Below are 20,103 nucleotides of genomic sequence, written 5' to 3'. Positions count from 1 at the left end.
TCGGTGTTGTTAACCTGGCGACGTGGACTCCGAAACGGACCCTGCCAGCCAAAAGGCGACCAGCGCGGCGCTTGCCGCCACCAGCTGGGCGCTGCTGGGCATGATGTCCTACGAAGAGGAAGTCTCGGGCTACGACCTCAAGAAGTGGATCGACTGGAGTGTCGACCTCTACTACTGGAGCCCGTCCTATAGCCAGATCTACACCGAGTTGAAGAAGCTGGAATCGCTGGGACTGGTGACCTCGCGTGTCGAGCGCGACGAGGGCACCCGCAGCCGCCGGCTGTACAAGATCACCCCGGCGGGGATGGATGCCGTCACCGAGTGGACCAACCACGCACCGGTGGACCCCCCCGTGCTCAAGCACAGTGTGCTGCTGCGCGTTACGTTCGGGCACCTCAGTAACCCGAGTCGGCTCAAGGAGTTACTGCAGGAGCATGTGGCGTCTTCGGAAGCCAAGCATCGCAAGGCGGTCGAGGACGCCGAGGGGGCCGAAGCCGAACCCGCGTGGGCCTACTCGGTGCTCGCGCTGCGCTGGGCGGCCAAGTATTACGCCGCCGAGCGTGAATTCGCGCTGGAGATGATCAAGGAGATCGACGAGGCCGACGCCATCCTGCAGAGCGCAGCGAAGGGTGGCTTCGGCAAGCCTCGCCCGACACCCGGTTACTGGCGTGAGGTCGAAAAGCAGGTTCAGGCCAAGCGCGAAGCGGATTAGTTCTGACGGTGGCGACCGGTTTCGCGTGCCGCGCCGGCCTGGGGATCCCACCCCGAGTGATTATGGACAGCGAAAACGCATAGCGAAATCACTTGTGTCACTTGCTTTTCAGTAGTCTCTGGGTGACGGTTTTTGTCGGTGGGCTCCGATAGTTTCGGGGTATGAGCTCGGGTGGCTTCATCGATCGGGACGTGATCACCGCGGCCTTCGATGCCCTGGATGACGCGGTCGACACCGTGATCGGGCTCGACTCCCAGATGCTGCACTCCCGGGAGCGGCTCGCGCTACTGCGACGCTACGAGCACGCGCGGCGCCGTCTGTCCGCCGGGGAATATCCGCTGATCAATCAGCTTCAGCAGGAGGCCACGCCGGCGGAATTGGGCGGCACACTCTCCCATGCGATCGCCGACTGGACGTTGACCAGCCGCGCCGAGGCCGCCAGGCGCGTGCGTGAGGCCGCCGACTTGGGTGAGCGGCGCGCGCTCACCGGCGAACCCCTACCGCCCGTGCTGGCGGCCACGGCCGCCGCGCAGCGCGCCGGACGACTGGGGATAGAGCATGTGGCGGTGATCCGCCGCTTCTACCACCGGCTGCCGGGCTGGATCGATGACGACACCCGCGCGCACGCCGAGGCCCACCTGGCCCGCCTGGCCGCCCAGTACCGGCCCGATCAGTTGACTCCACTGGCCGATCGGTTGGCGGACTGCCTCAACCCCGACGGCAGCTACAGTGACGACGACCGCGCCCGCCGCCGCGGGCTGACCCTGGGCAAGCAACAGGCTGACGGCATGTCGCAATTGCGCGGCTGGCTCACCCCCGAATTGCGTGCCTCGCTGGAGGCGGTGTTGGCCAAATTGGCCGCCCCCGGCATGTGCAACCCGTTCGATGAGGCGCCGTGTGTGGACGGCGCGCCCACCCAGGACGCCATCGACCGCGACCCGCGATCGGCCGCACAACGCCAGCACGACGGCCTCAATGCCGCTCTGCGCGCGATCTTGGCATCCGGGGAACTCGGCAAACACAATGGGTTGCCGGCCTCCATCATCGTCACCACCACACTGACCGAACTGGAAGCGGTCACCGGGCACGGCATCACCGGTGGGGGCACCCGATTACCGATCAGCGACGTGATCCGCCTGGCCCGCCACGCCCATCACTATCTGGCGATCTTCGACAAGGGCAAGGCGCTGGCGCTATATCACACCAAGCGACTCGCCTCCCCGGGCCAACGAATCGTTTTGTACGCCAAGGACCTTGGATGTTCGGCACCCGGTTGCGACGTCGGCGGCTACTACTGCGAAGTCCACCACGTCACCGACTACAGCAAGTGCCACACCACCGACATCGACAACCTCACCCTGACCTGCGGACCCCACCACCGACTCCTGCAACCCCGCGGCTGGAGCACCCGAAGACGCGCCAACGGTGATACCGAATGGATCCCGCCCCCACACTTGGACCGAGGCCAACCGCGCATCAACACCTTCCATCACCCCGAAAAGCTGCTGCGCGATGGAGACGACGATGAGGCGGCCTAGCCGCTAGTTCTGGTGGCGGCGATCCGCCGCGTCCCGGGCCGCGATGTAGCCGTACACCAGCCCCTGCGCGATCGTCGCCCCCGCGCCAGGATACGTCGTGCCGAACGCGTTGGCGGCAGTGTTGCCGATCGCGTACAGCCCGGCGATCGCTCCTCCGTTTTCGCGCAGTACCCGCGCCCGCTCGTCGGTCTTCAGCCCACCGCAGGTGCCCAGGTCGGACAGCACCATCTTCACCGCGTAGAACGGGCCGTTGACCAACGGGCGCAAGTTCGGGTTCGGCTTGATGGTCGGGTCTCCGTAGTAGCGATCGTAGGCGCTGTTACCGCGGCCGAAGTCGGGATCCTCGCCGGCAGCGGCGTTTTGGTTGAACCGGGTCATCGTCGCAAAGAACTCCGAGACTCCAACGCCCATCCTGGCGCCCAGATCGGTGAGGTTGTCGGCCCGCACCGCGATGCCGGAGTCATACCACACCTGTGGGATGCGCATCCGCGGAAACAGTTCGGCGCCAAAGACATAGCTGTTGCGGTACTGCTGATCGAAGATGATCCACATCGCCTCGACCGGGCTGCCGGAGCGTTCCAGCTCGAGCACCCGCTGCCCGAACGACATGTAATCCGCGGCTTCGTTCGCGAATCGGCGGCCGTGCTGGTCCACGATCAGGCAGCCCGGCAGCGACCGCTCGGCCAGCATCACCGCGGGTGCCTTGCCGGGCAGCGGCGCGACGGCGGGGAACCACCACGCCTGATCCATCAGATCGATGTCGGCGCCGATATCCTGGCCCGCGCGGATTCCGTCGCCTGTGTTGGCGGCGGCGCCCAGACTCAGGTTGGCGCCCAACGATTCCGACTGGAATTTCCACCGCATGTCCATGCGGTGGTCGAAGCCACCGGTGGCCAGCACCACGCCGCGCCGCGCGCTGATCGTCACCTCGCGCCCGCCGTGCTCGACGACGGCGCCGGTCACGCGGTCGCCGTCGCCGGCGAGACGCGCCAGCGTGGTGCCGGTCCAGATTGGGATGCCGGCGCGCAGCACCCCGGTGAACAGCCCGGCCATCAGGCCCTGTCCGCCCGCAGCGTAGCGCCGGCCCACCAAGCGGCCGCCCATGCCCTGTGCCAGGCGCTTGCCGTAGACGGGAATTCCCTTGCGCGGCATCCGGGCCACCAGGTTCATCCACCGGTAGTCGGCGCCCGTGGTCGGCATCGGGACCGTCACCTCCATCAGGCCCGGCTCCAGCCGGGTGCGGTACTCGCCGAGCAGTGAGGTGTCGAAGGGGCGGCACTCACAGGTGCGCCCGGCCGCGCTGCCGCCCGGCTCCTCCGGGTGGTAGTCGGAATAATCGCGGGCCCAGAACAGTCGCAGCGGCGTCATCCGGCGCAGCATCTCCACCGTCGCCGACACGTGCGCGACGAACGCCGTTGACCGCGGCGCGGGTGCCGAACCCGCGACCACCGAATCCAGGTAAGTGGCGGCGCGCTGCGCGGTGTCACCCGCATTCGCCTCGGTCAGCACCGGGCTGGCCGGCAGCCACAGCGCGCCGCCGGACCGGGCCGTCGAGCCGCCGACGTGCGACGACTTCTCCACGACCAGCACCGACAGCCCCAATTCGTGGGCGGCCAGCGCCGCAGCCATGCCGGTGCCGGAGCCGACGACGAGCAGGTCAACGGCGGTGTCGGCCACTGGGAGTCCGGCAGGAATCGTCGCGCTCTGCGTCGTCACGTCCAAAACGGTAGGCCGCGGCACCGCGATGCAGGAAGAGCCGTCCTGATGAGTGGAACAAGGGGGTCCCGCGGACCGGTCCGGGGGAGTTGAATCAGGCTCATGACGTCGCAGACCGAGGCCGACGAGATTCGGTTCATCGAAGCACAGGCCGCGCCGAGGCGGTTCGCGCGCGGCTGGCACTGCCTGGGGCTGATCAGGGATTTCGGTGACGGCGAGCCCCATGCGATCAACGCCTTCGGGCAGAAACTCGTCGTCTTCCGCGGCGGTGACGGCAACATCAACGTGCTCGACGGGTACTGCCGGCACATGGGCGGCGACCTGTCGCAGGGCGAGGTCAAGGGCAACGAGATCGCCTGCCCTTTCCACGACTGGCGCTGGGGCGGTGACGGGCGCTGCAAGCAGGTGCCCTACAGCAGGCGCGCCCCCAAACTGGCCCGCACCCAAGCGTGGACCACGCTGGAGCAGGACGGCATGTTGTTCGTGTGGAACGACCCGGAGCGCAAACCGCCGCCACCAGAGGTGACCATCCCGCGCATCGAGGGCGCCACCAGCGACCAGTGGACCGACTGGCACTGGTACACCACGATTGTGGGAAGCAATTGCCGCGAGATCATCGACAACGTCGTGGATATGGCGCACTTCTTCTACATCCACGGCTCGTTGCCCACGCACTTCAAGAACATCTTCGAGGGGCACGTGGCGACGCAATACATGAACGGCGGAAGCCGGCCCGACATGGGCGGCAGCGTCGGCTCGCAAATGCTGGGGACGACATCGGTGGCGTCTTACTACGGCCCCTCGTTCATGATCGACGACCTGACCTATCACTACGAGCACGGCGACGCCAACACCATCCTCATCAATTGCCACTATCCGATCGATGCGAATTCCTTTGTGCTGCAATACGGCATCATCGTGAAGAAGTCGGATACGTTGCCCGACGACCAGGCAATGCAGACCGCGATCACCCTCGGCGACTACGTCAAGCTCGGCTTCGAGCAGGACGTCGAGATCTGGCGGCACAAGGCCCGCATCGACAACCCGCTGCTGGTCGAAGAGGACGGTCCGGTTTACCAACTGCGCCGCTGGTATCAGCAGTTCTATGTCGACGCCGCCGACGTGCAGCCGGATATGGTGGACCGCTTCGAGTTCGAGCTCGACACCACCCGCCCCTATGAGGCCTGGATGAAAGAGGTCGAGGCAAACATGGCGGCCCGGGCCTGATGACGCTGGAATCGTCGGTGCGCGAAGACAATCGGCTCGACGAGATGCCCATGGTGCCGGTCGCGTGCCGGAACTGTGGAGCGCGGGTGCTGGCCCGCAAGAGCAGCTGGAATCAGACCAGTGTGCAGTGGAACGCCGACGCGATGGCCCGGTGTGCCGAGCGTGCCGACGCGCAGAAGATTGTCACACCGGGGGGTCGGGGTGTCTTTTTGGTGTGCTCGGCGCTGAGCGCGTCGATCCTCGACGCGGTGCGCCACGGAGAGTTGTCCGTCGTCGACGAGGAAGCCGGCGCGGCACAGTGATTCGTGCCTCCTCAGCGGATGGTGTCGCTCGAAGGCGGGCGCAACGCCTCACGAGCTGCGTCCAGGTTGTGGCTCACCCAGCCCGAGGTGTTCTCGCGGCGTGATGAATACGCCCTCGGCCTCCACCGTGACACCGTCGCCGTTACGGAGATGGCCGGTCGCATACGTCTTGCTGCCATCGATCCGCTCCACCCGCGCCTCGGCACGCAGTGCGCCCAACCGCGTGGGGCGCAGATAGCGCACGGTGATGGTGCCGGTGTAGGCCGGTTTACCCGGCCGATGTGCCGTCGCACCCAGGACATGGTCCAGGATCAGAGCGCACATGCCACCGTGCACATGGCCGGGCGGTCCCTCGTAGCCGGCCCCAAGGTGCACGTCGGTATGCACGCCGCCCGCCTCGTCGTGCCGGAGCACCAGCGGCGGGGCGATCGGGTTACGCAGCCCGACGGCCACGTTGCCCCAAACAACGTTCTCGCCTTTGGAATTGGTGCGCGCACCAAATGACCCAGGCATAAGACGCGTACTCAATAACTCGACAGCTTGGTCGACGAGATCCAACGCCTTCGCGACAGCTCGTTCGTCGGTCTCGCTGCGAATGGTGACGTCGATGAGTCGCCGCACCGACTCTGTCAGTCGTTCGTGGGTATCGGTCGTGTGCGCCACAGCTGTTACTCCCTCGGTCCTTAGACCCAACCGACGGAAGCCGGCCCGTATGAATCGACACTTCCCACGAGTGATAGCCGTCCTCAGGCGTGCGCGCCGCCATCGATGCGGATTTCGGTGCCCGTGATGAATGCGCCATCGTCGGAAGCCACCATGGCGATCACTGAGGCCACCGCGCTGGGATCCCCGAGGATTTCGGTGTCCCTGCCGTGCAGCAGTGGAGTCTGTTTGGACCACAGCCCGAGGTCGTATCCCTGCGGCATCTTGTCCAGGGTGGACAACGCAAGTGCGGTGGCGACTCCGCCCGGCTGGATATTGACCGCGCGCAGCCCTTGCTTGGAGTATTCGAGCGCCAACGAGTGCGTGAACGACAGCACCCCGCCCTTGCTGGCGGCATAGGCCGCCATGTAGGGGTGGGCGAATGTTGCTGCAGTGGAGGTGAAGTTGACCACCACGCCGCGGCTTGAAGCCAGCAGTGCCGGCAGCGTCTGGCGCGTCATGAGGAAGGTGCCCGTCAGATTGACCGCAAGGGTGGCGTTCCAGTCGGCCAGCGTGTGCTCGTGGGTATTGGCGCAGCGCTGAATAGCCGCCGCGTTGACCAACACCTCGAGGCCGCCTAGTTCGGCCAGGGCCGCGCTGACCGCTGACGCGACGGCATCCTCCGACGAGATATCGAGAACGGCGGTAGTCAGTCGCGCACCCGTGCCGGCGTCTTCGGCAACCGCGGCGGTGTGCGCCAGACCGTCAGCGGAGACGTCGTACGCGACCACTGTGGCGCCCTCGTCGAGGATCCGCGCCACTGTGGCCTGTCCAATCCCGGAACCGGCGCCGGTGACGATGACCCGGCGATCCGCGAAACGCGTTAGTGGGCGTGACTTTTCGATCATGCGAGCTCGAATGCGCTGATCGGCGCCTCTTCGGGATAGACGGCGGGTCCGCCCAGATCGTAAGCGGCGTTAAGCGCGTTGATGAACGCCGCGTCGTGCAGCGGCTCACTGGGAATGTCGATCCTGATCCCGCTGGCGTTGAGGTCGTCGACCATCATGTCGATGGCCCGCTCCACTGTCAGGTCGTCGGAACCCTCCATGTTCTTCTTCAGCTCGTCGAAATCCGAGAACACTTCGGCCGACCAGTGCACCAGAAATCGCAGTTCCTGGGTGTGGTGGCGCGCGATCACGTCGTCACCGTTCTTCAGCAGCCAGTGGTTGCGGTCGTCAGGATCACCGGTGAACACGGTGTCAAAGGACAAGCCGGCTGGAATCTGTTGGTCAAGAGGGCCGTTCGCCTCCCCGCGGTGCACCATCATCTCGTTCTGCACCACAACGCCGCGGTTGTTGATCGGCGGCAGGACTCGCTTGGGCGCCTTGAGCGGCCCGTTGGGCCAGTAGGTGAAGCCACTGCTGCCATCCAGCGAAAACCAGGTGATTACCTGCGCCATCTTGATCAGGTAATCCGTGAAAAGCCCGGACTTGCCCATGACACTGGTGAGCCAGGTCGGCGCGTTTTCGTGCCGCACGCCGCGGAAGCTCGGCGAATCCAGGTGCCCCGGATCGCGATTGGCGCACGGCCCGTTGATATTGAACAGCATCAGCTGCGGTTTGGCGTACTCGGCGCGCCAGTAGCTTTTGGCCATTTCCAGGAATCGCGCGTTGTAGAAGCAATCATGTAGTTGCGGGTACAGCGCCGCGCCGTAGTTGGCCAGGTAGCCGCGGAACGTCGGGGTGAGGAAGAGGTCCAGCGACGGCGTGAACCCCTCGGGGAACGCACCACTCATGGTGGCGATCAGTTCGTCGGCGGATGCGAAGTGTTGCGCGATGATCAGCTTCCATGGGCCCTCGGTGCGCACGACGTCGAGGAGCCGTTCCCGCTGATCGTCGGTGTAGACGTCAGTGATTTCCCGGGGCGGTGCGGCGGGGCGCAGGATATCGGACAACTCTGTCCGCCGCTTGTCGGTCAGCATCGAGGTCTCCTTCGGCATGGCGCTCGATCATGTTGCTGCAATCGATCCTGGTCGGACTGGCACGGCAACGGGCCACCTATGTCCGGTGATTGGGACGAAGGTTCCGACGTGGACGAGAATCGTTGCGGCCATGCCGTGGTGGAGGGTAAGCGCGGCGTCACTCGTCGAAAACGTCCAGCGAGCCGACTGTGGCGCGATTGCGCTTGATCCGTTCGACAAGCCGCCACTCACCATCCCGCCGCTCCCACCGGTCGTGATAATCGCCGAGCGTATGGAACGTGGTTTGCGGCTCGCGGGTCGACAGGTGCAGATCGTGGACGTACGCCACGCTGACCGCTGCTTCACCCGTGACGTCGACGAGGACATTGCCTAGGAGGTGCTGGGTTGGCCCACAGCAGTCGAGGTAGCCGCGGATGAGGTCGATGATCGCCGCCCTGCCCTCCACACGCCCGCTCCCGAAGTCGCCGATGGCGTCATCCGCGATGATGTCTTCCAGAGTCGCCCAATCGCGATCGTCCATGGCCCGGGCGAGTTGGATCAATGCGCGCTCAATTGCCCGATCTTCGGCGACCGAACGGTGGTCGTCGGTTGTCAACTTGTATCACCTTTCCTTTCGAGTCGGTTGAGGCGTGCGCCAACGCCTGCTGGGCGTCAAACGGGAGTGGATGCGCGAACTTCGCCCCGAGCAGCGCGCCGATCTCGGCGAGCGCGAGGCCGGCACGCGCCACCGATTCTGAACGCATCAGAAAGCCGTGATACACACCGGGATAACGAGTGACGGTGGTCTGCACCCCGGCATCCCGCAACCGCTCCGCGTACCGTTCTCCCCAGTCGCGGATCGGGTCGACCGCCGCGGTCGCCACGATGGCTTGCGGGAGGTGGGACAGGTTGGTGGCGTACGCCGGCACGAGGTACGGATGATCGGGCGGCCCGGTTCCCGCATCGGCCAGTTCGTGCATGTAATGGATGTCGTCGAGGCTCAGCATGGGCGCCGATTCCAGCGCCGCGAGCGATGGCACCGTCATGTCTCGATCCACAGCCGGGTACAACAACACCTGGCAGAACAACGGCGGGCTGCCTCGGTCACGGGCAGCCAGGGCGACTGCCGCGGCCAGCGTGCCACCCGCGCTATCGCCGATTACACCGATTCGGGTTGGATCCAGGCGCAATTCGGTTGCGTTCGCGGCGACCCATGCGGTCGCGCTGAACGCGTCGTCGAACTGTGCCGGCGGTGGGGCTTCTGGTGCCAGACGGTATTCGACGGCGACGACGGTTGCACCGGACGCTTGTGCGAGATTGCGGGCCAGCGGCTCGAAGGAATGGTTGGAGCCCAGCACCATGCCGCCACCGTGGAAATAGACCAAAGCCGGCGCATCGACGTCGCGGGTCGGTCGGTAGATGCGCAGCGGAAGCTCGCCGTTGGGGCCGGTGATGACGTGCTCTGTCACTTCGGCCATGTCGGGCATCGGTGGCAGCGGCATCGACTCAAGGGCGTCGCGCACCATTGCCAGGCCTCGTTGCCGCATCGGCGCGACCCGGCCTAAGGACGCCAGCCGGGCCGCGGCATCGGGGTCAAGGGACGGCGTGCTCATTGTTGTGTGGCATCGAAGCGGCGATTGGTGCGCAGCATCGGTGGGCATCGTGCCGCAAGAACATTGGCTCGTTCGAGCATCGCATTCCCCACGTAGTCTGGCTGGGTAAGAAGATAGAACCCGCCTTCGGCGGCCTGCTCGAACACCACTTCTGCAGCGGTGAGCGGATCCATGGCATCGGCCTTGATGTCCAGCATCGCCGATCGCTGAGACTCTGCCGCGCCACGGTCGCTCGCGTCGGCGTCGACGCCGCCCGCCGACTCGAAAATGTTGGACACCACCGCGCCAGGGAGGACGGCCTGGACGTGAATGTGTTGGCCGTGTCCGGCTGATTGAACGTCAAGGTTTAGACATTCGGTCAACGCCAGTACCGCGTGCTTGCTCACGATGTAAGGCGCCTGCAAAGGAATCGACACCACCCCGCCGACCGACGACAGATTCCACACCCACGCCTGCTCGTCGGTGGCCATCATTTTGGGCAGAAAGGCCCGCACACCGTAGAAGACGCCGCTGATGTTTATGTCGATGACGCGCTTCCAGTTGGGAACGGGTGTGTCCCACAGGTAGCCGAATTGTTCGACCCCCGCGTTGTTCACCAGCAGCCGTACCGCACCGACATCGCGGTAGGTCTGTTCGGCGAGCGCCTGCACGGCGTCGGGTTCGCGAACGTCGCACACAACATCTAGCGCGGCCCCTCCCGCCGCGCAGAGCTCGTCGCGCAGCGCCGCGATGGCGTCGGCGTCGATGTCGGCCAGCACCACCGTCATCCCCAACCGACTGGCGTGTCGAGCCAGTCCGGCACCGATGCCTGCGCCGGCGCCGGTAATCACGGCGATGCCGCCAGAGAATGTTTCGCGAGCGCTCACGAACCAGCGGCGCTGTTGGCGGTGAGCTCGGACAGCAAGACCGAGTTTGTGGTGTCGAGAACAATGTCCATCTCGGTGAACTCCAGCCCGGTGGCGCCGCGGCGCACGCCGACATTTGCCACGCCGCTGGACACCGCGAACGGTACGAAGTTTGCGGTCTGATTGACGAAGATATAGAACCGCGCGTGGGTGATGTCACCATCGCTACCCGTGCGGTGCACGTTGGTGGCGTGGTGGCGCAGCGGGTAGGGACTCTGTTTGCGGTGTTCCGACATCCATTCCATGACGACGGCGCGGCCGTGCAATTCGGGCGACATCAGCTCCTCGAATGGGCTTGTGCCCGAATCGCTTCGGGTCACGTAGCGCACGTTGTCGGCGTAGCATGCTGCCAGCTCGTCATAGTGTGCCTCGTCGTAGTGGTACCAAAACCCGGCGATAAACTCCTGCAGGTCGGACAGCGTGACGTCGTTGCTCATGGCATCAGTCAACTCCCGGTGTGGTCAGGCAAACACCGGGATGCCCGGTCAGTGGAACACGGCCTTCCCGGCCGCCGCGTCGAGACCGAATCGATCCCGAAGCTCTCGCTTGAGCAGCTTGCCGCTGGGATTTTTCGGCAGTGCATCGACGAAGAATACGCGCTTGGGTGTCTTGAAGCCGGATAAATGCTTGCGGCAATGGTTCAGAATGTCATTTTCGGTGAGACCGATGCCATCACGCGGAACCACCGCCGCCACCACGGCTTCCACCCAAACCGGGTGCGGCACACCGAAGACCGCGACTTCCTTGACACCGCTATGGCGGTAGACGATCTCTTCGACCTCGCGGCTGGCCACGTTTTCTCCGCCGGTTTTGATCATGTCCTTCTTGCGGTCCACGACGTGCAACATGCCGTGCTCGTCGTAGTAACCGAGGTCGCCGGAGTGGAACCAGCCGCCGCGGAAGGCCTCGGCAGTGCGTTCGGGATCGTCGAGATAGCCCAGCATCAAGTGCGGGCTGCGATGCGCGATCTCGCCCACGGCACCGGTGCCCAGCGCGATGTCGTTGTCATCGAGGATCACCGTCTCCACGTTCATAACTGGGCGTCCGGCCGCGCCGGCGTGGGCATCCTGCTCGTCGGGTCCCAGGGCGGACGCCAACGGCGCCATCTCGGTCTGGCCGTAGAAGTTCCACAACCGCAGACGCGGCAGCCGCTGGCGGATCTCGTGCAGGATCTCGATCGGCATCGCCGAGGCGCCGTAGTACCCCTTGCACAAACTGGTCAGGTCTACCTTCTGGAAGGTCGGGCAGCGCAGCAGGCTGATCCACACCGTCGGTGGTGCAAAGTAATTGGTTACCTGATAGCGCTCGATGGTGCGCAGTACCGCGTCCGGTTCGGGGCGCGGCAGGATGATGCTGGTAGCGCCCAGATAGATGTCGGTGGCCAGGAAATTGTCCAACTGCGCGCAGTGATAAAGCGGTAGTGAATGGATCTCGACGTCGTCTCCCGACATCGAGCCGGCCTCGATCGTGCTCGCATACTGCCACATCAGGCTCCGACTGGAGTGCATCACGGCCTTAGGGCGCGACTCAGTCCCGCTGGTATACATCAGCCGCACGAGTTGGTCGTCTTCGACGTTCAGGTCCGGTGGGGTGGTGTTCGCCGTCAACCACCCTGCGAAGTCATCCCAACCCGGGGGAACCGTGCGCCCCGCCCGCATCAGCGCCACCCTGGTCGTGACAACCCCGCCGAGCTGCATCGCACGCTCGGCGGTGGTCGTCAAATCGTCTTCGACGACGAATCCACTCACTCTGCTGTGGCCGAGGATGTAGGAGATTTCCTCAGCGGTGAGCATGAAATTAATCGGTACCAAAACCACACCGGCGCGCGCCGTGGCGAACGCCAGGACCGCATACTGCCAACAGTTGTGCGCTAGCAGGGCGATGCGGTCACCGGGGGCAAAGCCGTTGTCGTGCAACGCGGCTGCGGTCCTGTCCACCAAAGCGTCGAACTCAGCGAACGTGAGAAGGACCCCTCCGTCGATGATCGCGGGCTTGCCCGGATGCTTTCGGGCCGACCGGCGCGGAATATCACCGAGCGTGTGACTGCGTGCCTTTGCGATCACAGCGTCGAGTTGCGAGGGATGCACGCGTTGCATACGTCGCAGGGTAGGCCGAGATAGTCGAGGCTGGGCTTCTCACCTCCCGCTGAGTAGACAGAGCAGTGTTCAACACGATTACACGCCCCGATACTCAGTGCCATGACCTCCGCCACTGAATCGACGTCGCCTCCCAGCTCGGCCACGCTCGATCTCGAGGAACTGCGGACGCACCTCGGTCAGGCCGACCCCGGCGTGCTGGTCGCTATCCTGGCTCAGCTGACCGGCGACTCGTCTGTGATCGACAAGTTCGGGCCCAAGATCTCCCACGTCCCCGATCCGCCCGAGCGGGCCGGCGTCACCGATGACGACACCGCGGAGGAATTGGTGAGCGCCCTGGTTGCCGCCCTGGTCGAAAACCGGCAGGCGAGTGCTCCGCCCGTCGACGACCCCGACCTGTTCAGGCGCCTGCTTCCGCTGGCGCTGGGTTCGGAGGTGGACGACGAGTTCGTTCCGCTGCTGCTCGAGCAGGGCGGCTTTCAACTCTCACGGCCGACGCTGCCACGAAACGTGCCGATCCCCGCGACAACGAATGTGGTCATCGTCGGTGCGGGCCTCGCCGGCATCATCGCTGCGCTGGCGGCCGCCGAAGCCGGGGCTGGCTACGAAGTCTTCGATCGCAACGACGAAGTCGGGGGTACCTGGTTGACCACGACCTATCCCGGCATCGGAGTCGACACTCCCTCGGCGTACTACTCGCTGTCGCGCGAGGTGAATCCCGAATGGACGAGCTACTATCCGCAGGGCGCTGAGTACCAGGCCTATCTGGTTGCGTTGGCCGACAAGTACGGACTGCGTGAGCACACACGATTCGGCACTGAGGTAACGGCGCTGTGGTGGGACGAGGACCATGCTCATTGGCAGATCCACTCGGTTGACCGCGACGGTAAACATGACGTCACTCATTCGCGCGTGGTGATTACCGCCGCAGGTTACCTCAACCGGCCGCGTTGGCCCGAGCTATCGGGCCGGGAGACATTCGCAGGCACCAGCATTCACTCCGCACGATGGGATGCATCTCTGGACCTCGCGGGCAAGCGGGTGGCGATCATCGGTGCTGGTTGTACAGCGGTGCAAATCGTTGATGCCTGTGTGGACGAAGTCGAGCACCTCACGGTGTTTCAGCGTCAGCCACACTGGGTGGCGCCGCGTAAACGGCTGACCGACGACGTTCCCGAGTACCGCCGATACCTCGGCCGTCACGTCCCGCACTACGCCAAATGGAACAGGCTGAAGTCCTACTGGGGCACGGCGGACAACAACTATCCCGTCATCCTGCGTGACCCTCAGTGGGCGGAAACGCATCTCTCGATCTCGCCCGCGAACGACGTGCTCTTGCGGATGTGTATGGACTACATCAACACAACTTTCGGTTCGGGAACTGAACTGGCGAGGAAGGTGACGCCGGATTTTGCGCCCTACGGCAAGCGGATTATCCGTGACCCGGGTGGTTACTACGAGGCCCTGACCCGTGAGCACGTCGATGTGGAGGCCAGTGAGCCGGCCGCGGTCAACGGCAAAGGTATTGTCACCCAAGACGGCAGGCAGATCGATCTCGACGTGATCATCTATGCCACCGGATATCACCTTGACTTCTTGTCTACCATCGATATTCGTGGCCGCGGCGGGCGCAAGCTCACCGACGAGTGGGGTGACAGCCCTCGTGCCTACCGCGGCGGCACCGTGCCGGGCTTTCCCAACCTGTTCATCCACTCGGCCCCGAACTACAGTCCCGGTCACGGAGCCGGCGCTAATTTCTCGATGGAAGTACTGTCGCACTACATCATCGAATGCCTGCAATTGATGGCGCTGCGCGGGGCGAGGACGATGGAGGTCACACAACAGGCTTACGACGACTATGTGTCCGCGATCGATGAGGCCATGGCCGGCACGGTGTGGTGTCACACCCCGAACGCGCACACTTATTACCGCTCCGGTTCGGGACGGGTCGTGGTGGCCACTCCGTACCGGCTGGTGGACCTCTGGCATGAACACCGAGCGCCGATCGAAGAGCACTTCGAGTTGCGATGACCCAATTATTGTTCGGTAGAACGGCTTTGGTCACCGGCAGCAGCCGGGGGATTGGCCGGGCGATCGCGCAGCGATTGGCTGCCGAGGGCGCCACGGTGGCGGTGACGGCGCGAAACCACACACCCTCGCGGTCCACCCGGGCGGGGCTGGCTACGGTGCTGCCGGGGACGATTGACGAGACGATTGCCCTGATCGAGAACGCAGGGGGATCGGCGTTCGGGCTGGCCGTCGACCTCGAAGACAACAATGCCCGTGATGGTCTGATCGACCAGGTGCTCGACCGCACCGGCCGGATCGACATCCTGGTCAACAATGCGGGTTTCGCCGACTACTCGGTGATCGAGGAGATGAGCCTGGAGACGTTCGACCGTACCGTGGAGCACTACCTGCGCACCCCTTTTGTGCTGACGAAAGGCGCAGTGCCCCATATGCGCAAGCAAGGCGCGGGCTGGATCGTGAACATCGGGTCGGTGACCGGGGTGGCGCCGGTGAGGCCGTACCGCGAGTACAACAAGACTTCGGGCGACGTGCTCTACGGGTCCGTGAAGGCCGCGCTGCACCGCTTCACCCAGGGTGTCGCGGCGGAACTGCTGGACGCCAACATTGCGGTCAATTGCGTGGGCCCATCGACGGCGGTTCGGACACCCGGTGCGGCCCAGTTGATTCCCGACTCGTTCCCGACCGAATCGGTGGAATACCTGGCCGAAACAGTGCTGGCAATGTGTCACCTTCCCGCGGCGGAGCGCACCGGCTTGGTCGCATTCAGCCTGCACTATCCGTGGTCGCAGCAGTTGCGAGTTCACACACTGGACGGCGAAGGCGAGCTCCCCGCGCTGGAGCCACCGACGACGACCAACCCAAACATCTTGCCTGCGGGGTTCTAGCAGGATTCAGCTCAGCACCGCGTCGGTGATCGCGCAGAAGCTGTGACACACCGGATTCCGGACGATCACCTCGGGGCACTCGGGATCGAACCAGCGGTCCACTACGGCCCAGTGGATCGGGTGCATCAGGTAGGCGCCCATCAGCCCCTCGACGTCGGTGAATTCCTGCTCGAACACGTGGGTCCACTCCTGCGTCCCGACCGCTTGCTCGACACGACTCAACTGCCAGGCAGTGATCGTCTTGATATACCGCGGCATCAAGCGCAGCTCATCTTCGAAGCGGGCGATGGTGTCGCCGTCGGTGCCGGGGAGCACGCACAGCAACAGCGCGCGATAGACGGTGCCGGTTGCGCCGGTACAGGAAGCCGCGCCTGAATAGTTGGCGCCATTGACGGCGGTGATCGCGGGATCATTGAGGAGTACCGCGAAATCCGGCTCGGCGGAACGCCATTGGCTTTCCGTGCCGAAGCGCAGGTGCACCACGACGTCGCCGCCGTTGCGTGCGCCCGGCAGCGTCGGCTCGACAAGCCGGCATTGCGCCCCGGTGTTTGCGGCGACGGTGCGCACAGCGGTCAGCACGCGGTCGCGATCCTGCTCGACGACGTCGAGCAGCCGGGTCACGCTATACATCGCAGAGTCGATCGACGTCGTTGGCGGCCGCGGCCACGCTGCGGCCGCGCGTCTCGACGAGATCGGCGATGCCTTCCCACCATGGCCCGAGGGTGGGGTCCGGCCGGCCCTGCCACGTCATCTCCCACCAAGCCTGCAGGCTGGGCAGTGACCAGGTGACGGTCACGGTGTTCGATTGATCGTCGAACCAGATCGGCGGGCTGACCAGAATGTCACGCAGCGTCATACCACGGTCGCGTGCGGCCGGGGCGTACTCGTTGAGGTAGGTGTCCACAAATTCCCTGGCACAACCCGGGCGCGTGATGACACGGTCGACGACGAATATCTCACCGTTAGCCATATGCGAAGGGTATGGCGCTGTCGCGCCTTGAATACGGGTAAGTCCCGCCTACTGGGAGACGCCGAGCTTCACGCGTACTGCAACACGGGCCGCGGCGCCGGCCGCAGCGGCCGCAAGGGCTGCAGGGTCGGCGCGACGCGTTGCGGGCCGTCCTCGGCGTGCCGCCAGATGCCCATCGCGGTCATCCGGACCGGGGCGACCAATCGCTGGTCGAACATCATTCGATTCATGGGCCCGCACACCGACACCGCCGCTATCACTTCCTGGCCTTCACCGGGTCCACCGATAGGCGCTGCCACACAACCGAATCCGAGCAGCGATTCCTCGCGCTCGAAGGCGACGCCGTGCGCGCGCACCCGGGACAACTCGACGGCCAGCTGCGAGCCGGTGGCGATCGAGTATCTGGTTTTGCGGACTGCCAGGTCCACCGGCGCGTCCTCGTCGCGGTAGGCCAGCATCGCCTTCCCGACGGCGGTGCAATGCGCGGGCTGGCGGCTGCCCACCCGCGTGGGCATCGGCGCGAGCGGCGAGTCGCCGACCTTGTCGAGGTAGACCACGTCCGGCCCGTCCAGAACCGCGAGGTGCACGACGAGCCCTGTGGCGCGGTGCAATTCGCCCAGCAGGCGACCGGCGGCACGCACCAGGCGGTCCTGATGCACGGCCAGCGAGCCCAGCTCGACCAGCCGCATGCCCAGCTCGTAGTCGCGGCCGCTGCGGCGCAGCCAGCGCAGCTGCACCAGGCGCTCGAGCATCCGGTGCGCCGACGAGCGCGGCAGGCCGGTCCGCCGGACGATCTGGGCCAGCGTCAGCCGCCCGGGGCCGTCGAACGCGTCCAGCACGAGCGAGATGCGGTCGATGACCGCCGTGGGCGTGGCTGATTCCGCGGTGCCTGTCATCGGCCCTCCTGGCTGAACCTATCTGGCTGTCATATTCCTATTAGGAACATCTGTTTGTACCACACGCTGTGGTCGCTGTCACACGACACGTGAAAGTCGAGGGGCGGACGTGAGCGTCTGCCGGGTGTGCGCTGACGATGAAGTATGGGCGCGAATCCCGCCCAGGAAACACAGTCGACGCCGTCAGCGCACTCACGACGCGACGGCGATCGACCAGATGAGTGGCTGCTCAGCCCTTGGCGGCGGCCCGACCGGCGCGGCGGCCGTAGAAGCTGCCGTCACCCAGCGAGACCCCGCTGGCGTACCCCCAGGCGGCCAGCCCGGCGGTGCAGCGGCCGGCGGCGAACAGCCCCGGGATGGGCGCGCCGCTGACATGCAGCACCTCGGCGTCCAGCGTGGTGGCCAGCCCGCCCAGGGTGAAGCCGCCGGTGTTCTCGCGCAGGTCGACGGCGCCGATGGGGGAGCCGATCGGCTTGATCCACTCCGGCTTCTTGTGCAGCAGCGGGTCCTCGCCGCGCGCGGCGCCCTCGTTGTAGGCGGCCACCGTCGCCTGCAGCGAGCCGGGCGGCAGTCCCATGTCGCGTTCCAGGTCCGCGACGCTGTCCGCCACCCAGGTGGCCGGGCGCAGCATGAGCTTCGGCGACCACGAGGCCATCGCCTCCTCCTGGGCATCGCCGTCGATGATCAGGTAGGCGACGTTGTCCTGGTGGTAGAGGGTGAGCTGCCCGATGCGACCCGGGTAGGTGTCCTCGGCGACGTAGCGCTGGCCGCGGCCGTTGACGAGGATGCCGCGCACCAGCTGCTGGGGGTCGATGAAGATCGCGACCTCGGTGGCGTCCATGTGCGCCAGGTCGGCGCCCAGCGCCTGCGCCATCCGGATCGCCTGCCCGTCGTGCTGCTCGATGGAGGCGGCGGGCCGCCCGGCGATTCGCGGCGCGTACCGCTGCACCATCGCGTCGTTGTAGGCGAAGCTGCCGGTCGCCAGCACCACCCCGGACCGCGCCCGGATGTTCATCTCGGTGCCGTACTTTCGGGCGCGGATGCCGACCACCCGGCCGTCGGATTCGACGATCAGCCGTGACACCCGCACGTCGTACAGTGCCCGGGCGCCGGCCGCGGTCGCGGTTTCCACGAGCGGCTTCATCAGCATGTATCCGGCGCTGGCCTCGCCCTGCTTCTTGTTCTGCATCTGCGGGACGTGCCCGCGCGGCGCGGGGGAGGCAATGGTGTTGAACGGGAACGAGTTTTCGCCGCCGCTGTACATCAGGCCCTGGTCGCCCATCGGCTCCCAGCCGGGCTCGGAGAAGAACTCGGCCTTGAAGGGGACGCCGCAACCGACCAGCCAGTCGAAGTGCGCGACGCTGCCGGCGCAGTAATCGGCGATCCTGTCCTCGTCGGCGCCGGGCCCCATCGCGACGTTGAGGAAGGCCGCCATGTTATCGACGGAATCGGTGAAACCGCAAGCCTTTTGGATGGGTGTGCCGCCGCCGAGATAGATGAACCCGCCGGCCATCGACGCCGCCCCGCCCCAGGAGCCGGTGCGCTCCAGCACCAGCACGTCGGCGCCGGATCGCGCCGCCTCCACGGCCGCGGCCGCACCGGCGACACCGTAGCCGGCGATGGCGACGTCGGCCTCGTCATCCCACGAGGTGATCGACGACGCCGCGACCGGCGTCACCTCCGATTCGGGCGTCACAGCCGCATGGCCGCGGGCATTTCGCCGACCCACTGGTGGCCCCAGTAGCTGTCGGCGGTGATTTCCTCCGCGGTGTAATAAGTTTCGTCGACCCGCATACCGTCGGTGCCGAATTCGATGTCCCAGTCACCGGGTGCGCGGACGTAGAACGAGACCATCTTGTCGTTGGTGTGCCGCCCGAGGGTGGACGACAGCTGGAATCCCTCGGCGTTGACCCGGTCCAGCGCCTGCCCGACGGCGTCCAGGGTGTCGGCCTCCACCATGATGTGAACCAGGCGCGGGTCGCGCTGGTGCGCGGCCGGCACGATCGCCAAGCTGTGGTGTCGCTCGTTGATGCCCAGGAACCGAACCCGCACCGGGCCGAACTCTTTCGGCAGCGGCACCCGGAACGCGCCCCGGGCGCGGAAGCCCAGGACCTCGGTGTAGAAGTCGAAGAGCCCGTTGGGGTCGGTGGCCGGCACCACGACATGACCCAAGCCCTGATCGCCGGTGACGAACTTCGCGCCGAACGGCGTGACGACCGGGCTGTGGTCGAGCACCGCGCCGTGGAACACCTCCAGCGTGGTACCGGCGGGATCCTCGAACGTGATCACCTCTTCGACGCGGCGGGCCTCGGCCTCGTCCGGGGACAGCTGTTTGTACGCCACGCCGGCGCCGTCCAACGTAGCCTGCACGCGCTGCAACGCCGGGTGATCGCGCACTTCCCAGCCGACGGTCAGCACCCGGTCCGTCTCACCGGGCACCACGATGAGCCGGGCCGCCCGCTCATCCATCCGCAGGTACAGCGCCGACGGGTCGGGGCCCTTGCCCTCGGCGAAACCCAGCACCCCGAAGGCGAACTGCCGCCAGCGGTCGATGTCGTTGGTCGAAATGGTGATGTAGCCCAGGCTTTTCAGATCGCTCACGGATGCGTCT

General features: G+C 65.7%; 20 protein-coding genes. 6 read left to right on the top strand and 14 right to left on the bottom strand.

Annotated features, from left to right (window positions below; all coding sequences use genetic code 11):
- Positions 1 to 22: 22 nt before the first annotated feature.
- Both MTY59_RS22315 and MTY59_RS22310 read left to right on the top strand, forming a co-directional pair.
- Complete coding sequence (locus MTY59_RS22315; RefSeq protein ID WP_221043086.1) at positions 23 to 712, top strand: PadR family transcriptional regulator; 690 nt, start codon at positions 23 to 25, stop codon at positions 710 to 712.
- A 161-nt stretch (positions 713 to 873) separates the two neighbouring features.
- A complete protein-coding gene (locus MTY59_RS22310; RefSeq protein WP_221043085.1) occupies positions 874 to 2,250 on the top strand; it encodes an HNH endonuclease signature motif containing protein in 1,377 nt (458 codons plus the stop codon).
- Positions 2,251 to 2,253: 3 nt separating this feature from the next.
- Here the strand turns inward: MTY59_RS22310 and MTY59_RS22305 are convergent, their stop codons facing one another.
- Complete coding sequence (locus tag MTY59_RS22305) at positions 2,254 to 3,966, bottom strand: 3-ketosteroid-delta-1-dehydrogenase (protein WP_221043084.1); 1,713 nt, start codon at positions 3,964 to 3,966, stop codon at positions 2,254 to 2,256.
- A gap of 102 nt (positions 3,967 to 4,068) precedes the next feature.
- Here MTY59_RS22305 and MTY59_RS22300 point away from each other — a divergent pair, with 102 nt between their 5' ends.
- Positions 4,069 to 5,193 (top strand): 3-ketosteroid-9-alpha-monooxygenase, oxygenase component, encoded by a 1,125-nt coding sequence (locus MTY59_RS22300; protein WP_221043083.1) that lies wholly within the window; start codon positions 4,069 to 4,071, stop codon positions 5,191 to 5,193.
- Positions 5,193 to 5,495 carry a ferredoxin gene (locus tag MTY59_RS22295; RefSeq protein ID WP_221043082.1) on the top strand — a complete coding sequence of 101 codons (303 nt, stop codon included), beginning with the start codon at positions 5,193 to 5,195 and terminating at the stop codon, positions 5,493 to 5,495. The genes MTY59_RS22300 and MTY59_RS22295 overlap by 1 nt, the downstream gene beginning before the upstream one ends.
- Before the next feature lie 48 nt (positions 5,496 to 5,543).
- Here the strand turns inward: MTY59_RS22295 and MTY59_RS22290 are convergent, their stop codons facing one another.
- From MTY59_RS22290 to MTY59_RS22255, 8 genes are all read right to left on the bottom strand, one after another.
- Positions 5,544 to 6,158, bottom strand: coding sequence for a PaaI family thioesterase (locus MTY59_RS22290; protein ID WP_221043081.1), 615 nt, complete (start codon positions 6,156 to 6,158; stop codon positions 5,544 to 5,546).
- A gap of 83 nt (positions 6,159 to 6,241) precedes the next feature.
- Entirely contained in the window at positions 6,242 to 7,045 is an 804-nt protein-coding gene (locus tag MTY59_RS22285; protein WP_221043080.1) for an SDR family NAD(P)-dependent oxidoreductase, read from the bottom strand.
- Positions 7,042 to 8,118 carry a hypothetical protein gene (locus MTY59_RS22280; RefSeq protein WP_221046590.1) on the bottom strand — a complete coding sequence of 359 codons (1,077 nt, stop codon included), beginning with the start codon at positions 8,116 to 8,118 and terminating at the stop codon, positions 7,042 to 7,044. The genes MTY59_RS22285 and MTY59_RS22280 overlap by 4 nt, the downstream gene beginning before the upstream one ends.
- 157 nt (positions 8,119 to 8,275) lie before the next feature.
- On the bottom strand, positions 8,276 to 8,713 hold the full coding sequence (locus tag MTY59_RS22275; protein WP_221043079.1) for a nuclear transport factor 2 family protein: 438 nt from the start codon (positions 8,711 to 8,713) through the stop codon (positions 8,276 to 8,278).
- The gene (locus tag MTY59_RS22270; RefSeq protein ID WP_221043078.1) at positions 8,667 to 9,710 is read right to left on the bottom strand and encodes an alpha/beta hydrolase; all 1,044 of its coding nucleotides are present in this window, start codon (positions 9,708 to 9,710) and stop codon (positions 8,667 to 8,669) included. The genes MTY59_RS22275 and MTY59_RS22270 overlap by 47 nt, the downstream gene beginning before the upstream one ends.
- Positions 9,707 to 10,576: an SDR family NAD(P)-dependent oxidoreductase gene (locus tag MTY59_RS22265; protein ID WP_221043077.1), complete on the bottom strand. Its 870-nt coding sequence runs from the start codon at positions 10,574 to 10,576 to the stop codon at positions 9,707 to 9,709. The genes MTY59_RS22270 and MTY59_RS22265 overlap by 4 nt, the downstream gene beginning before the upstream one ends.
- Complete coding sequence (locus tag MTY59_RS22260) at positions 10,573 to 11,052, bottom strand: nuclear transport factor 2 family protein (protein WP_221043076.1); 480 nt, start codon at positions 11,050 to 11,052, stop codon at positions 10,573 to 10,575. The genes MTY59_RS22265 and MTY59_RS22260 overlap by 4 nt, the downstream gene beginning before the upstream one ends.
- A 48-nt stretch (positions 11,053 to 11,100) precedes the next feature.
- A complete protein-coding gene (locus tag MTY59_RS22255) occupies positions 11,101 to 12,711 on the bottom strand; it encodes an acyl-CoA synthetase (RefSeq protein WP_221043075.1) in 1,611 nt (536 codons plus the stop codon).
- 102 nt (positions 12,712 to 12,813) lie between these two features.
- Between MTY59_RS22255 and MTY59_RS22250 the strand changes: the two genes are divergently transcribed.
- Both MTY59_RS22250 and MTY59_RS22245 read left to right on the top strand, forming a co-directional pair.
- The gene (locus tag MTY59_RS22250) at positions 12,814 to 14,742 is read left to right on the top strand and encodes a flavin-containing monooxygenase (protein WP_221043074.1); all 1,929 of its coding nucleotides are present in this window, start codon (positions 12,814 to 12,816) and stop codon (positions 14,740 to 14,742) included.
- Positions 14,739 to 15,626, top strand: a complete 888-nt coding sequence (locus MTY59_RS22245) for an SDR family NAD(P)-dependent oxidoreductase (protein ID WP_221043073.1) — start codon at positions 14,739 to 14,741, stop codon at positions 15,624 to 15,626. The genes MTY59_RS22250 and MTY59_RS22245 overlap by 4 nt, the downstream gene beginning before the upstream one ends.
- A 6-nt stretch (positions 15,627 to 15,632) precedes the next feature.
- On the opposite strand, the gene MTY59_RS22240 is transcribed toward MTY59_RS22245, so the two are convergent.
- From MTY59_RS22240 to bphC, 5 genes are all read right to left on the bottom strand, one after another.
- Positions 15,633 to 16,256: a Dabb family protein gene (locus MTY59_RS22240; RefSeq protein WP_221043072.1), complete on the bottom strand. Its 624-nt coding sequence runs from the start codon at positions 16,254 to 16,256 to the stop codon at positions 15,633 to 15,635.
- Positions 16,249 to 16,596, bottom strand: coding sequence for a hypothetical protein (locus MTY59_RS22235; protein ID WP_221043071.1), 348 nt, complete (start codon positions 16,594 to 16,596; stop codon positions 16,249 to 16,251). Before MTY59_RS22235 ends, MTY59_RS22240 begins: the two co-directional genes overlap by 8 nt.
- Positions 16,597 to 16,664: 68 nt before the next feature.
- On the bottom strand, positions 16,665 to 17,492 hold the full coding sequence (locus MTY59_RS22230; RefSeq protein ID WP_221043070.1) for an IclR family transcriptional regulator: 828 nt from the start codon (positions 17,490 to 17,492) through the stop codon (positions 16,665 to 16,667).
- 229 nt (positions 17,493 to 17,721) lie between these two features.
- Positions 17,722 to 19,188 (bottom strand): FAD-dependent oxidoreductase, encoded by a 1,467-nt coding sequence (locus MTY59_RS22225; protein ID WP_221043069.1) that lies wholly within the window; start codon positions 19,186 to 19,188, stop codon positions 17,722 to 17,724.
- Entirely contained in the window at positions 19,185 to 20,093 is a 909-nt protein-coding gene (bphC, locus tag MTY59_RS22220) for a biphenyl-2,3-diol 1,2-dioxygenase (RefSeq protein ID WP_221043068.1), read from the bottom strand. The genes MTY59_RS22225 and bphC overlap by 4 nt, the downstream gene beginning before the upstream one ends.
- Positions 20,094 to 20,103 lie beyond the last annotated feature (10 nt).

The sequence above is a fragment of the Mycobacterium senriense genome (genome assembly GCF_019668465.1).
Taxonomy (GTDB): domain Bacteria; phylum Actinomycetota; class Actinomycetes; order Mycobacteriales; family Mycobacteriaceae; genus Mycobacterium; species Mycobacterium senriense.
Note: the sequence above shows the minus strand (reverse complement) of the source record. Positions and strands in the feature narration are given on the sequence as shown.

Bases quoted from the DNA above. Each gene is read 5' to 3' on its own strand.
- MTY59_RS22310 (WP_221043085.1), top strand. From the start codon at position 874: ATGAGCTCGGGTGGCTTCATCGATCGGGACGTGATCACCGCGGCCTTC.
- MTY59_RS22300 (WP_221043083.1), top strand. From the start codon at position 4,069: ATGACGTCGCAGACCGAGGCCGACGAGATTCGGTTCATCGAAGCACAG.
- MTY59_RS22295 (WP_221043082.1), top strand. From the start codon at position 5,193: ATGACGCTGGAATCGTCGGTGCGCGAAGACAATCGGCTCGACGAGATG.
- MTY59_RS22285 (WP_221043080.1), bottom strand. From the start codon at position 7,045: ATGATCGAAAAGTCACGCCCACTAACGCGTTTCGCGGATCGCCGGGTC.
- MTY59_RS22280 (WP_221046590.1), bottom strand. From the start codon at position 8,118: ATGCTGACCGACAAGCGGCGGACAGAGTTGTCCGATATCCTGCGCCCC.
- MTY59_RS22270 (WP_221043078.1), bottom strand. From the start codon at position 9,710: ATGAGCACGCCGTCCCTTGACCCCGATGCCGCGGCCCGGCTGGCGTCC.
- MTY59_RS22260 (WP_221043076.1), bottom strand. From the start codon at position 11,052: ATGAGCAACGACGTCACGCTGTCCGACCTGCAGGAGTTTATCGCCGGG.
- MTY59_RS22255 (WP_221043075.1), bottom strand. From the start codon at position 12,711: ATGCAACGCGTGCATCCCTCGCAACTCGACGCTGTGATCGCAAAGGCA.
- MTY59_RS22250 (WP_221043074.1), top strand. From the start codon at position 12,814: ATGACCTCCGCCACTGAATCGACGTCGCCTCCCAGCTCGGCCACGCTC.
- MTY59_RS22245 (WP_221043073.1), top strand. From the start codon at position 14,739: ATGACCCAATTATTGTTCGGTAGAACGGCTTTGGTCACCGGCAGCAGC.
- MTY59_RS22240 (WP_221043072.1), bottom strand. From the start codon at position 16,256: ATGTATAGCGTGACCCGGCTGCTCGACGTCGTCGAGCAGGATCGCGAC.
- MTY59_RS22235 (WP_221043071.1), bottom strand. From the start codon at position 16,596: ATGGCTAACGGTGAGATATTCGTCGTCGACCGTGTCATCACGCGCCCG.
- MTY59_RS22230 (WP_221043070.1), bottom strand. From the start codon at position 17,492: ATGACAGGCACCGCGGAATCAGCCACGCCCACGGCGGTCATCGACCGC.